The sequence below is a fragment of the Corallococcus sp. 4LFB genome, assembly GCF_046520365.1.
Taxonomy (GTDB): domain Bacteria; phylum Myxococcota; class Myxococcia; order Myxococcales; family Myxococcaceae; genus Corallococcus; species Corallococcus caeni.
Genome location: NZ_JBKGHJ010000225.1, coordinates 1 through 13,311 on the forward strand (window position 1 = coordinate 1; position 13,311 = coordinate 13,311).

Annotated in this window: 11 protein-coding genes; 6 read left to right on the forward strand and 5 right to left on the reverse strand. The window is 71.8% G+C overall.

What is annotated here, in order from left to right:
- The 4 genes from ACLEQD_RS22980 to ACLEQD_RS22995 all read left to right on the forward strand — a co-directional run.
- The coding region (locus ACLEQD_RS22980; RefSeq protein WP_410386752.1) for a TonB family protein at positions 1-390 on the forward strand (390 nt) is incomplete at its 5' end.
- Positions 391-417: 27 nt separating this feature from the next.
- Positions 418-1,716 (forward strand): PepSY-associated TM helix domain-containing protein, encoded by a 1,299-nt coding sequence (locus ACLEQD_RS22985; RefSeq protein WP_410386753.1) that lies wholly within the window; start codon positions 418-420, stop codon positions 1,714-1,716.
- A 291-nt stretch (positions 1,717-2,007) separates the two neighbouring features.
- On the forward strand, positions 2,008-4,302 hold the full coding sequence (locus ACLEQD_RS22990; protein WP_410386756.1) for a TonB-dependent siderophore receptor: 2,295 nt from the start codon (positions 2,008-2,010) through the stop codon (positions 4,300-4,302).
- Between the two features lie 39 nt (positions 4,303-4,341).
- Positions 4,342-5,022, forward strand: coding sequence for a Fe2+-dependent dioxygenase (locus ACLEQD_RS22995; protein ID WP_410386758.1), 681 nt, complete (start codon positions 4,342-4,344; stop codon positions 5,020-5,022).
- A 27-nt stretch (positions 5,023-5,049) separates the two neighbouring features.
- On the opposite strand, the gene ACLEQD_RS23000 is transcribed toward ACLEQD_RS22995, so the two are convergent.
- The gene (locus ACLEQD_RS23000; RefSeq protein ID WP_410386760.1) at positions 5,050-5,511 is read right to left on the reverse strand and encodes a universal stress protein; all 462 of its coding nucleotides are present in this window, start codon (positions 5,509-5,511) and stop codon (positions 5,050-5,052) included.
- A gap of 146 nt (positions 5,512-5,657) precedes the next feature.
- Here ACLEQD_RS23000 and ACLEQD_RS23005 point away from each other — a divergent pair, with 146 nt between their 5' ends.
- On the forward strand, positions 5,658-6,530 hold the full coding sequence (locus ACLEQD_RS23005) for an SDR family NAD(P)-dependent oxidoreductase (RefSeq protein ID WP_410386762.1): 873 nt from the start codon (positions 5,658-5,660) through the stop codon (positions 6,528-6,530).
- 9 nt (positions 6,531-6,539) lie between these two features.
- Here the strand turns inward: ACLEQD_RS23005 and ACLEQD_RS23010 are convergent, their stop codons facing one another.
- From ACLEQD_RS23010 to ACLEQD_RS23025, 4 genes are all read right to left on the reverse strand, one after another.
- Positions 6,540-7,334 (reverse strand): trypsin-like serine peptidase, encoded by a 795-nt coding sequence (locus ACLEQD_RS23010; protein ID WP_410386764.1) that lies wholly within the window; start codon positions 7,332-7,334, stop codon positions 6,540-6,542.
- A 278-nt stretch (positions 7,335-7,612) separates the two neighbouring features.
- Positions 7,613-9,103, reverse strand: coding sequence for an FAD-dependent oxidoreductase (locus tag ACLEQD_RS23015; protein WP_410386766.1), 1,491 nt, complete (start codon positions 9,101-9,103; stop codon positions 7,613-7,615).
- Positions 9,100-10,446 carry a 2Fe-2S iron-sulfur cluster-binding protein gene (locus ACLEQD_RS23020; RefSeq protein ID WP_410386767.1) on the reverse strand — a complete coding sequence of 449 codons (1,347 nt, stop codon included), beginning with the start codon at positions 10,444-10,446 and terminating at the stop codon, positions 9,100-9,102. The genes ACLEQD_RS23015 and ACLEQD_RS23020 overlap by 4 nt, the downstream gene beginning before the upstream one ends.
- Before the next feature lie 211 nt (positions 10,447-10,657).
- Positions 10,658-12,220, reverse strand: a complete 1,563-nt coding sequence (locus ACLEQD_RS23025; protein ID WP_410386769.1) for a HEAT repeat domain-containing protein — start codon at positions 12,218-12,220, stop codon at positions 10,658-10,660.
- Positions 12,221-12,434: 214 nt separating this feature from the next.
- Here ACLEQD_RS23025 and ACLEQD_RS23030 point away from each other — a divergent pair.
- A partial coding sequence (locus tag ACLEQD_RS23030) for a hypothetical protein (protein ID WP_410386771.1) occupies positions 12,435-13,311 on the forward strand: 877 nt, incomplete at its 3' end.

Consider the following 13,311-nt stretch of genomic DNA (forward strand, 5'->3'; position numbering starts at 1 on the left):
CCTGGGCGTGGCCGGAGCGGCGCGGTGGGTGGCGTCGTCGGGGGCGTGGTGGGCGGGCTGGTGGGCGGCAAGCTCGGTGGGCAGGGCAGGGCGCCGCCCATCTATTCGCCGCGCGAGGTGATGAAGCTGCCGGTGCTGCTGTCCGGCAAGCCGGAGTATCCGCGCCGCGCGCGCGAGGACGGCATCACCGGCGTGGTGATGGTGATGGTGGTCATTGGCACGGACGGCTCGGTGGAGCCCGGCTCGCCCCGCATCCAGCGCTCGGTGCCCGGGCTGGACGAGGCCGCGCTCGGGTCCGTGGCGGGCTGGCGGTTCTCTCCGGCCCTGGGACACGACGGCGCGCCGGTGCGCGTGAAGGTCGTGATCCCCGTGAAGTTCGCCCTCAGGTAGTCCCTTCGCAGTCGCGCAGACGCCTTCATGAATCCCAAGCTCCGCTCGGTTCTCTTCTGGATCCACCTGGTGTCCGGCCTCGTCGTGGGGCTCGTCGTCGCGGTGATGTCGTTCACCGGCGCGGCGATCGCGTTCGAGTCGCAGATCATCGACTGGGCGGACCGTGACGCGCGCCACGCGGCGCCTGCCGCGCAGGGGACTCCCCGGCTGACGCTGGAGGAGATGATCGCGAAGGCGAAGGAGGCGAAGCCGGCCGCGCAGCCTTCTGGCGTGACGGTGTCCCCGGAGGCGGACCGGATGGTGACGGTGGCGCTGGGCCGCGGCGCCGCGGTCTACGTCCATCCCTACACCGGCGAGGTGCGCGAGCAGGGCGCGCAGGGCTGGCGCGCGTTCTTCCACACGATGGAGGAGCTGCACCGGTGGCTGGCGGCCTCTGGCGACAACCGCGCCGTGGGCAAGGCCGTCACGGGCGTGAGCAACCTGGCGTTCCTGTTCCTGGGCATCACAGGCCTGTTCCTGTGGTGGCCGCGCAAGTGGACGCTGCGCTCCATGCGGCCCACGCTGTGGTTCCGCCGGGGCCTCAAGGGCAAGGCGCGCGACTTCAACTGGCACAACGTCATCGGCTTCTGGTCGCTGCCGGTGCTGGTGGTGCTGACGGCCTCCGGCGCGGTGATTTCGTACCGCTGGGCGTCGAACCTCATCTTCACCCTCACCGGCAATGAGCCGCCGACGGCGCAGGGGCCCATGGCCGCGGCGCCCGTACCCGTGCCCACGCCCGCGCCGGGGACGAAGCCCCAGCCGCTGGATGCGCAGTTCGCGGCGGTGATGAAGCAGGCCAACGCCTGGGAGACCATCACCCTGCGGCTGGCCCCGCCTCCCGGCGCCGGTGGCCAGGGTGGCCGTGGCGAAGGTGCGCCACGCGGTGAGGGCGCTCCGCGTGGTGAAGGGCGCGGGGGGCCGGGCGGCGCGAAGGGCCCGCAGGCCAGCGCCTTCACCGTCCGCGAGCAGGAGCGCTGGCCGCTCTTCGCCACCAACACGGTGTCGGTGGATCCCTTCACGACGCAGCCCCTGAAGACGGAGACCTACGCGGACTTCAACAGCGGCCGGAAGGTGCGCACGTGGCTGCGCTTCCTCCACACCGGCGAGGCCTTCGGGTGGTTGGGCCAGCTCATCGCGGCGCTCGCGTCCTTTGGCGCCGTGTTCCTCGTGTACACGGGCTACGCGCTCTCCTGGCGGCGGTTCGTCCCGCGCCGTCGCGTCCAGGCCCCGGCGGCCCCCACGGTCGCGGCGCCTCCGGCCGCGGAGTCGGAGACGCACGCCGCCTGAGACACGGCTCCGCAGCAGCCCCAGGGCCCGGACCGCGAGAGCGGATCCGGGCCTTCGCTTTTCCACCCACCGGCGTGTGGCATTCGTCTGGCTGATGCAAAGCAGTGCCGCGACACCGGCCCGTCGCGGAGGTTCCGTCCGCGCCCGGGAAGAAATTTCTTGTAACGTCAGGCCCAGTCCTGCATATGAGAATCATTCTCAATTAGGCAGCACTCCTTCCCGAGGGGACCCGTGTCCACAGCCAAGCCCGGTCGTTCTGGTATCCGCTCATCGAATGGCAACCCTGGAGGCGTGCGCGGTGCGCTCTGGCCCTGGGGGCCGGCGGCCGTGGGGCTCGCCTCCGCGCTGGCGGCGGGTGGTGCGGTGGCGCAGGAGACGCCGGTGACGGGGGAGACGTCCACGCCGGCGCAGGAGTCCCGGCCGGCGGAGACGCCCACCGTGGGCCAGGAGGCGCCGTCCCCGGAGCGCACGCCGGAGTCCGCGCCCACCACGGGTGCCCCGGCGACGATGGAGGCGCAGGCCGGCCCGCAGGATGACGCCGACGCCTACGTGTTGCCGGAGGTGTCCGTCGAGGGCGAGACGGCGAAGTACAACGTCACCGAGCCCAGCCTGACCCGGGTGCCCCGGCCGCTGGTGGACACGCCGCAGACCATCACGGTGGTGCCGGAGCGCGTGATGGAGGAGCAGCAGGCGACGACGCTGCGCGATGCCCTGCGCAACGTGTCCGGCATCACGGTGACGGCGGGCGAGGGTGGCCGCCAGGGTGACTCCTTCTCGCTGCGTGGCTTCTCCGCCCAGACGGACACGCTGCGCGACGGCGTGCGCGACCTGGGCTGGTTCACGCGCGACACGTTCAACCTGGAGGGCGTGGAGGTCTACTTCGGCCCGTCGTCGGTGCTGTTCGGCCGCGGCTCCACGGGCGGCGCCATCAACCTGGTGACGAAGAAGGCGCGCAAGGGCTCCTTCCAGGACCTGCGCCTGTCGGGCGGCACGTCGCCGTCCGGCCGCATCGAGGCGGACCTCAACGAGGAGCTCTCCGACAGCATCCAGTTCCGCGTGAGCGCCGCGGGACAGCTGGCGGGCGTCGCCAGCCGTGACGTCGTCACGGAGAACCGGGCGGGCATCGCGCCGTCCGTGCGCTTCCAGCTGGCGCCGAAGGTCGCCCTGGAGGTGGACTACTTCTACCAGCACGAGGACAGCGTGCCGGACTACGGCCAGCCGTACTTCAACGGCTACCCCGTCGCCGTCACCCTGGACGTGCCCCGCGAGAACTTCTACGGCGTGAAGGACAGCGACAAGGAGCTGGTGAACGCGCACATCGGCACCGCGCGCCTGCTGGCGGACCTGGGCGACACCTTCCGCCTGACGAACACGCTGCGCTACGGCGGCGTGAGCCGCTTCGCCCGGCCCACCGCGCCGCGCGGCCTGACGCCCGTCGCGGCGCCCACCACCATCGGCCGCCAGCGCTTCGAGACGAGCACGGACAACACCTACTTCGCGGACCAGCTGGACGTGCGCGGCGCGTTCACCACGGGCTTCCTCAAGCACAACGCCAACGTGGGCCTGGACGTCTCCCGCGAGCAGCGCGAGCAGGGCCGCGTCAACCTCCCCGTGGACGGTGTCAACCTGCCGGCGGACCTGTTCGATCCGGACAACAGCCCGGACCTGTCCGGCGTGACGCGCGTCCCGGGCGCCACCAACTACAGCCGCCAGTGGAACCTGGGCGCGTACGCGTCGGATCAGATCCAGGTGGGCAGGTACGTGGAGGTGCTGGGCACCCTGCGCCTGGACAACCTGCACAGCGACTACGAGACCAAGGCCGCGACCGGTGACATCGCCGCCTTCGAGCAGGAGAACAGCCTGTTCAACTGGCGCCTGGGCCTGGTGCTCCACCCCATGGAGAACGCCAGCGTCTACGGCATGTACGGCACGTCCACGAACCCCAGCGCGGAGCTGGCCACGCTGTCCAACGACACCGTCACGCTGGATCCGGAGAAGAACGAGACCTTCGAGATCGGCGCCAAGTCCGACCTCATCTCGGAGCGCCTGAGCGTCAACGCCGCCGTCTTCCGCACCAACAAGAAGAACGCGCGCGTGCCCAGCTCCGTGCCGGACGGCCCGCCCGTCGTGCTGGAGGGCAAGCAGCGCGTGCAGGGCTACGCCGTCGGCGTCGCCGGTTCGCCGGTGCGCGGCTGGAACGTCTTCGCCAACTACACGTTCCTGGACGCGAGCATCCAGGAGCACACCAACGACTTCCTGGAGGGCCAGCGCCTGGTGAACACGCCCAAGCGCAGCCTGTCGCTGTGGACCACGTACGCCATCCTGGACTCGCTGTCCGTGGGCGGCGGCGCCACCTACCAGGACGTGGCCACGGTGAACAACCCGGCCAACGCGACGGTGGTGCTCAACAAGGTCCCCAACTCCTGGCGCTTCGACGCGTTCGCCAGCTACACCCTCAAGAAGGTGGACCTGCAGCTCAACGTCTACAACCTGACCGACACGCTCTACTACGACGCGTACTACGGCGGTCAGGCCGTGCCGGCGGAGGGCGTTTCCGCCCTGCTGTCCGCGCACGTGCGGTTCTAGTCGCGCGCTTCATCTGCCGGGCCTAGGAGGACGTTCATCATGATGGTGCACATCCCGCATGTCCTCACGCCCGAGCAGGTGGCCCACTGCCGCGCCGTCTTCCAGAAGGCGGCGTGGGAGGACGGCCGCGCCACCGCCGGCAAGCAGTCCGCGCAGGTGAAGAAGAACCTCCAGCTGCCCGAGGGCAGCCCCGCCGCGCGGGAGCTGGGGGACCTGGTGCTGGCCGGCCTGGAGAAGAGCCCGCTGTTCATCTCCGCCGTGCTGCCCCAGCGCGTCTTCCCGCCGCTGTTCAACCGCTACGAGCCGGGCATGGACTTCGGCTCGCACGTGGACAACGCCATCCGGCCCCTGCTGGGCACGAACCAGCGCATCCGCACGGACGTGTCCGCCACGCTCTTCTTGAGCGACCCGGACAGCTACGACGGCGGTGAGCTGGTGGTGGAGGACACCTACGGCAACCACTCGGCGAAGCTGCCCGCGGGGGACCTCATCGTCTACCCGTCCACCAGCCTGCACCACGTCACGCCGGTGACGCGCGGCGTGCGGCTGGCGTCGTTCTTCTGGGTGCAGAGCATGATCCGCGACGCGGGGCAGCGCTCGCTGCTCTTCGACATGGACACGTCCATCATGCAGCTCACCCGCGAGGTGCCCGGGAGCCCCGCGCTGGTGATGCTCACGGGCGTCTACCACAACCTCCTGCGCCAGTGGGCGGAGCCCTAGCCGGCGCCAGAGCCCAGGGCGGCGCGGTCAGTCCGTGGTCACGTGCAGGGTGAGCACCGGGCACGCCGCGTGGCCCACCACCTTCTGCGCCACGCTGCCCAGCAGCATGCGCGTGAGCCCCTTGCGCTGGTGCGTGCCCATCACGATGAGGTCGTACTTCCCGCGCTCGGCCTCCTCCAGCACCACGTTGCCCGCCTCACCAATCACCACCCGGTGGGACAGCGCCACCGGCGCGCTGCCGTCCACGGAGCGCAGGAGCTTCTCCAGATCCTTGCCGGCCGTGTCGCGCGCCATGGCCTCCAGGGCGGTGGCGTCCCAGCCGGGCGAGGCCACCAGGAGATCCGGCGCCACGTACTGCGGCGGCTCCCACGCGTGGATGACGTCCACCGTCGCGCCGAAGGGGCGGGCGAGTTGCAGCGCGTAGTCCACGACGGAGCGGGACCCGTCCTTCAGGTCCACCGGCACGAGGATGCGTGAAGGGCCAGCCATGGGAGTCCTCCTCCTGGGGGAACAAGACATGCGTAACGCCCACTCGCCGTGAGGGCAAGCGGGCGTTCATGGGAGGCCGAGCGGCGGGGCGGGCGCGCAGGGTCCCCCGCGCATGGGCACCTTCTGGTCCGAGGTCCTGCCCCCATATGCGCCCTCCCATCGACAACGGTACCGTGCTCATCATTGGCGCCGCTGGCGGCATCGGCCGCGAGCTTGCCCGGCTGCTCTCTCCCCGGGTCAGGACCCTGGTGCTCGTCGCGCGCGACGTGGACGACCTGGGGGCCCTGCGGGCGGAGCTGCTCGCCCGGAATCCAACGCTGGGGGTGATGATCCGCGCCTGCCGGCTGGATGATCCGCGCGCCGTGGACGCGCTCTTCGAACACCTGGAGCGCCACTACGTCCGCGTGGACGTGCTCATCAACAACGCGGACTACGCCTCCAGCGGGCTGTACGCGGACGAGCGCTGGAGGCGCATCGAGGAGCTGGTGCAGGCGAACGTGCTGGCCCCGGCCATGATCACCCACCGCCTGCTGGGGCCCATGCTGGAGCGCGGGCGGGGCGGCATCCTCATGGTGGGCTCGGGCGCGGCGCGCCTGTTCCTGCCGGGCGCGGTGACGTTCGCCGCCACGCAGCGCTTCCTGGACGGCTTCAGTGAGTCCCTGCGCCTGGAGCTGAAGGACGCGGCCATCCCCGTCACCTTCGTGGCCGCGGGCCCGCTGGCGCTGGAGCCGCACCTGGAAGGGGAGGTGACGCCCTTCTTCGAGCTGTCCCTGCGCCAGTGCGCCCGCGAGGCCCTGGAGGGCTTCGAGCGGGGCGAGGCGCTGGTGTACCCGGGCCTGGGACACCGCTGGGTGATGCGGCTCTTGCGCTTCCTGCCGCGCTCCTTCAAGCGGGGCCTGGGGCGGCTGGCGCTGGGCGGGCTCAAGCGGACGCTGCTCTTGAACCCGTCCGGGCCCGGAGCGGGTGCGCCCCCTCGGCCCGTGCTGCTGGCCGGGGGGGAGCCCTCCTCCGCGACGTGACGTGACGGCCTACAGGCCGATCTCCGCGAGGCGCGCCTTCACGCGCGTGGCCTTCACGCCGGTGTTGGCCGTGCCGCGGCCCTGCGAGTTGCCGCCGATGCCGATGTGGTGCAGCGCCACCACCTGGTTCGTGGACGTGGAGATGACGGGCGAGCCGGACGAGCCGCCCAGCGTGTCCGCGTCGTAGGAGATGTCCGTGGTGCTGTAGCTGCCGTTGAGCACCTTGCCCGGCGAGGACTTCTTCGTCGGCGTGCAGGACGACGTCGTGTAGTAGTCGCAGTTCTGGTTCACGACGTACACGGCGGAGCCCGTCGCCGCGTTGGTGCTGGAGACGGAGAGGAAGCCGTACACCTGGCCCGGCAGCTGCCCGTTGACGGCCGAGCAGCGCAGCGCCGTCATGTCGTCACCGCTCCACGTCTTGATGAACGTGGAGCACGGGTACCAGACGCGCGACGCGGACGAGACGCCGTCCTCGTAGTTGAACGACACGCGCGCGCCCACCGCCTCCGAGCTGCTGCCGATGCAGTGGTTGTTGGTGATGATGACGTCGTTGGACACCAGCCACGCCGTGCAGCGGCTGCCCACCGCCGGGATGGAGAGGTAGCCCACCGCCAGGGACCTCGTGCGCTGCGTGCCCGTCAGGGACGTGGCGCTCACCCAGTTCAGCGTGCCCACGATGACGTGGGACTCCTGCGACGCCAGCGCCTCCTGGGGCTCCGCGTCCGGCACGTCCATGGGCTCCACGGAGCCACACGCCGTCAGGCCCATCACCAGCATCGCACCCACGAGCTTCTTCGCGGCCATCACTGACTCTCCCCCCGCGCGGCATTGCGCGGCGCGGGAGGCCTAGGCACGCGGCGTGCCACGGCGCCTCCCAGAGGAGGCCCGCCGTCGCGCACCCGCACGGGTGGTGCGTGGATGCTCCGTGCAACCCGGTTGCGTTTGTAAAGAAACGTCACGTTCCCCGGCGAATCCCCAGCCATCCCGGGAGCTTGCGTGATTTTCCGGGAGTGCCGCTTTTGCGGACATGCGGGGACCGCCCCTGTCCCAGGCGGAGACAGGGGCGGGGCGGGCGGAATTCTTCAGCCGATGATCATGTCCTCGCGCTCGAGGGTGCCTTCCTCGAAGCGGCGGAGGTTGAAGCGGGTGAAGAGCTCGTCGGAGGCGCCGGAGGTCATCCACTGCGCCATCCGCTCCGCGACGGCGGGGGCCATCATGAAGCCGTGGCCCACGAAGCCGGACAATTGGAGCAGGTTGTCCAGGCCCGGGGTGCGCCCGAGGATGGGGTTGTTGTCCGGGGTGACGTCGTAGAGGCCGCCCCACTGGCGCAGCACCTTCACCTGGCCCACGTGCGGCAGCTGCTCCGTGAGGGCGCGGGCGAAGCGCGACACGAAGCGCAGGGTGCTGCCCATGTTGGGGCCGGTGGGCTCCTTCGGGTCGCCCATGCCGCCCACGATTTCGCCACGCATGGACTGGCTGAAGTACAGGCCCGTGTCGAGCACCGACACCAGCGGCGACAGGAAGGGCTTGAGCGGTTCGGTGCTGAGGATTTCGTGGCGGTGCGGCTCGTTGGGCAGCTTCACGTCCGCCAGCTTCGCGACCGCCGGGCTCCACGCGCCGGAGGCGAGGACGACGGTGTCGCAGGCGATGTCGCCCCGGTCCGTCTTCACCTTGCGCACCTGGCCGTTGCTCGTCTCGAAGCCGGTGACGTTCGTGTACGTCTCCACCTTCACGCCGCGCTTCACGCAGCCCTGCGCGTAGCCCCACAGGAAGGCCCAGGGGAAGATGACGCCGTCCTCCGGGTTGTAGGCCGCCGTCACGCAGTCCTTCATCGTGAGGTCCGGGACGATCTGTCGCGCCTCGTCCGCGGTGATGATGCGCGTGGGCACGCCGTACCTGTTGTGCAGGGCGGCGTTGCGATCCAGGCGGTGCGCGGTGTCCTTGCGCTTGGCCAGGAAGAGGTAGCCGCCCTGGCGCAGCCACACGTTGACGCCCAGCTCGCGCGCGAAGCCCTTCATCAGGTCGATGGAGCGCTTGGCCAGCTCAATCAGCGCCGGGGTGCCCCACTGCATGCGCACGCCGCCGCCGTTGCGGCCGGACGCGCCCGCGCACAGGTAGCCGCGCTCCAGCACGACGACGTCCGTCTCCCCGCGCAGCGCCAGGTTGTACGCCAGCGACAGGCCCATGATGCCGCCGCCGATGATGACCACCTTCGCCTTCTGCGGCACCGGCCCCTCGGGGCGCAGCGCGGCCGGGAAGTGCTCCAGCTCCTGGGGCACGCCGCCAATGGGCGGGACGGCCTCGTCCACGGGCGCGCTGGCCAAAAGGCGCAGCTCCGTGGGGTACAGCGGCGGGCGGGGCGTGAAGGGCACCACGCCCTCCGGCTTGAGCGCCGGGGCCTTCTGCTTGAGCAGCGCCGCCACCGCGGCGTGGCAGCTCTTGCCCTGGCAGATGCCGGTGCCGAAGCCCGTGTAGCGCTTCACCGACTCCACGTCGTGGTAGCCGCGCTCGATGGCGTGCTCCACGTCCGTGACCGTGACGTCCTCGCAGGTGCAGACGAGCGCCTTGCTCATGACAGCCCTCCCAGCAGCGCCTGCGCCGCGCGGGCGCCCATGGCCGCGGCGTCCTTCGCCGTGCCGACCTTCGCCACGTCGCCCGCGACGAACACGTCCGCCGCCTGCGTGCGGCCGTCCGCGTCCGCCTCCACGCGGAAGTGGCCCGCCTCCGGGTCGAACTCCACCTTCGCGCCGCCCTGGCGGGCCAGCTCGAAGCCCGGCGCCACCGGCACCGACACGACGACGGCGTCGCACGACACCTTCTGCTTGCGGCCGCCCTGGGGCGTGAAGCTCAGGCCCGTCACGCCGCGCAGGCCGTGCGCCTTGAGCCCGTCACCGACGACGGCCTTGGGGTGCGCGTTCGCGGGCAGCGGGCCCCTCAGGTCCACCACCGCCGCCACCTCCACGCCGCGCTGGGTGAACAGGTGCGCCAGCGCGTGCAGCTCCGCGCCGTGGCCCACCAGCGTCGCCACCTGGGGCGCCACGTCGTGGCGGCGCAGGAGCAGGCTGGCCGCGCGGCCCGCGATGACGCCGGGCAGGTCGTTGTTCTCGAAGGGGAGGGTGGGGGGATGGCCGCCCACCGTGAGCAGGAAGCGCTTCGCGTAGACCTTGAGCAGCCGCAGGTTCGCGGCCTCCTGGGACGCGACCGCCAGGTAGCGGCCGTGCTCGTCGTCGTACAGGCCGATGACGGTGGCCTTGCGCACCACGCTGCCCTGCGGGAACGCGGTGGCCTCCGGCACGAAGGGCGCGCCGTCCTCCGGGGCGCCGTGGGCCAGCCGTCCGCCCAGGCTCGCGTCGCGCTCGAAGAGCAGGAAGGGCACGCCCTGGCCCGCGAGCACCCGCGCCGCCTCCAGGCCCGCCGCGCCGCCGCCCACCACCGCGACGGAGGTGTGGAGGGTGCGCGGGGGCAGGGGCTCCGGGCCCGCTTCCTTCGGCAACAGGCCCAGGCCGGCCAGCTGCCGGGCCACGCGCGCCATCACGTCCTCCGCCACCGGCACGCCCGCGAACATCTCGTGGTGGTCCAGGCGCTTGGGGAAGAACCAGTCGATGGTCTCGAAGATGTCCACCTTCGCGGACGGGTACGCGTTCTGCCGCTCCAGCCGCATGCCCTCCTTCGCGGGGGTGCGGCAGGTGTAGACGTTGGGCAGCCCGTCCACGCGCATGAGGCAGTGCGAGCAGGCCGCGGCGAAGCAGTACGGCCCGCGCGGACGGTGGTACTTCACGGAGCGGGAGAGGACGTTCTCGCCCGCGGCGATGAGGGAGCACGCCACCGGCTCGCCTTCGATGGCGGGGATGCTCTCGCCCTCGAGGTCCACGGTGATGGCCCTGCCGCGCGGGGTTGCGTCTGGGAGGCGTCGCATGGGTGCCGCGCAAAATGGCGCACCGGACGGGGGCGGTCAAAGCCTGTCAACGGCCGCACGCCCACCGGCAACCCCCGCTCCCGACAGCCCAGGTGATGGCGCGCGAGCGTGGGACTTGTTGGAGAAGGAAGAAGCCCCACTCCCGGTACGCTCGGGAGCGGGGCTTCATGATGCGGCGTGGCAATTCCGGGCGGCCGTGAGGCCGGGTGCGTCAAACCGGGTGCTCGTTCCGGGGGAAGATGGGCTCCGGCATGCCCCGGCCGCCGCGGTAGCCGAAGCGGGTGCGGATGACCGAGCCGAAGGCCAGCGGGATGAGGAAGAGGTTGAGCAGGAAGCCCAACACCGGGATGTGGCTGACCAGGAGGATGAGGCCCAGGCCCAGCGCGAGCACCACCGCCTGCGTCTTGCGTCCGCGCAGCACCGGCAACCGCGTGCCCAGCTCGCTGGCGATGGCCGCGTAGCCCAGCGCCGTGCCCACCATGGAGGCGACCAGGAGGGCGAAGGCCACCGGGATGCCCACGAGCGTGACGCACAGCACGACGGTCAGCGGGATGAGGGCCAGCGCGCCGACGAAGCCCACGAAGGCGTTGCGGCGGGGGTTCGCGCGGATCTCATCACCCAGCTCCTTCATGCGCGCGGGGAAGAACATCTGCCCCAGGAAGCCCAGGCCGAAGAGGAGCGCGAACTGGAGGATGAACGACGCCAGGCCGCCGCCGCTGTCGTGGTCGTCATCGCCGTCCGAGTCGTCCGACGGCCCGTCGTGGTTCTGCACGTCCTGCATGCCGCGCTTGATCTCCCCCGCCACCATGCGGCCCAGGCCCGCGCCGCCGAAGGACTCCAGGCTGCCCTCCACCCTGGCGCCTGGCGCCTTCTCCACCCGGCCGCCGAAGGCGGACACGTCGCCGTCGATCCGCGCGTCGGGCCCCAGGATGACGTTGCCGCCGAAAGCGTGCGCGTCTCCCTCCACGTGGCCATGGATCTCCAGGTTGCCGCCGAAGGCGACCGCGTCGTCCTCCACGGTGCCCTTCACGATGAGGTTGCCGCCGTAGGAGACGGCGCTCTCCACGGACTCGCCTTCCTTCACCTCCAGGGTCTGGCCGCGGGCCACCACGTCCCGGGCGCCCCGCTTGCCCTTCTGGTGCTTGAAGCTGTCGCGGAAGTTGCGGATCTCCTCGCGGACGCGCTCCTTGGCGGACTCGGCCTCTTCCTTCGCGGCCTGCATGGCCTCCTCGCGGGCCTCCGGCTTGTCGTGGCCGAACAGGGCGATGACCTCCGGCACGGGCAGCGCGCCACGGCGGGCGAGGCCTCGACGCAGGCGGAGACGCAGCTCCGCGTTGTCCAGCGTGGCCAGGCGGGGCACGAGCAGGGCCGGGTCGCCTTCGCTCGCGAGGTAGGTGGCGGCGGGCTCGGAGATGTCCTCGTGCTCGCTCTGCACCGCGAGGAACTCCACCCGCGTGCGCTCCTTCGGGAAGAGCACGTCCAGCGCCTTGCGCGCGGCGGCGCGCAGGTCGTCGTCCTCCTCGTTCAGCGCGGCGGCCAGCGCGGATTCGGCGGCCGGGTCTCCGAACTTGCCCAGCTCCTCCGCCACCGTGCGGCGCACGTCGTCGTCGGTGTCGCTGTCGGCGAGCATCGCCTCCAGCTTCACCCGGGCGCGCTCTCCGCCCAGGGCGCGCAGACCGCGCACGCCGGCTTCCTGGCGCTGGGAGGCGTTGCCATCCGTGGCCGCGGCTTCGACCTTCTCCTCGATGCGGCGGCGGTCCTCGCCATCGGGCATCCGGTTCGCGAGCCGCCCCAGCGCTTCGATGGCGCGACGACCATGTCCTCTTCCGCGGGCGCGTCCGGGGTGCCGCCGTTGGCCACCGTCTCCAACTCGGAGAGGGCGCGCACGTCGCCCAGGGTGCCCAGCGCGAGCAGGGCCCGGCCGCGCTCGTGCGGCTCACCGGCGCGCGCGTACAGCAGCAGGGGGCGCAGGCGCTGGCGCGACGCTGGTGCGCGACGCCTTCCGCCGCGGGCAGCATCAGCTCCCGGGCTCCGGCGCGGAGGATCTCCTCCAGCGGCTCCACCGCCGCGCCCTCTTCCACCACGCGCTTCGAGTAGTGCTCCACGGCCGCCGCGCGCACGGTGACGTCGCGGTCGCTGAAGAGCTGGACGAGCAGCGCGTCCTGGCCCTCGCTCTTGCCGTGCTCCAGCTCGCGGGCGGCGGCCTTGCGGACCTCCGGGTCCTGGCTCTTCACCGCCACGCGCAGGAAGCGCACCGCGAGCGCCGCGTCGCGCTTCTTCAGCTCGCGCTCGTCCTCGTCCAGCTTCTCCTGCTCCGGCGGCCAGGTGAGCTGCATCGCCGACGTCACGCACGCGAGGCGCACGAACGGGGCCTCGTCCTCCACGCTCTGGCGCGCGAGCACGTCCAGCGCGTCCGCGCGGTGCGTGCGGCCCAGCGCGGCCACCAGCTTCGTGCGCTCCGGAATCTCCGTGGCCACCGACAGGCGCGCGGCGAGCGCGGCCACGGCGGCGGAGGTCCCAGGCGGGCCAGGGCCTCCTGCGCACGGCGGGTCACGGCCGGCGTCGTCCGAGCGCAGGAAGGTGCCCAGCACCTCCACCGCCCGGTCGTCGCCCCGGAACGCGAGGAGCTCCGCGGCGCGCAGCCGCAGGTCCTCGTGCTCGCTGCCCATCGCGCGGCCCAGGCCTCCGTGACGCGCGAGTCGTTGGCGCCCGCGAGGCGCTCAATCACGCCCACGCGCAGGTCGGCGTGCTCGCTGCCCAGCGCGGCCAGCAGCGGCTCCAGGCTGCCCGGCGGGCTCAGCTTCTCCAGCAGCTCGAAGGCGGACTTGCGCACCTCCGGCAGCGGCGAGTTGAGCGCCGCGGCCA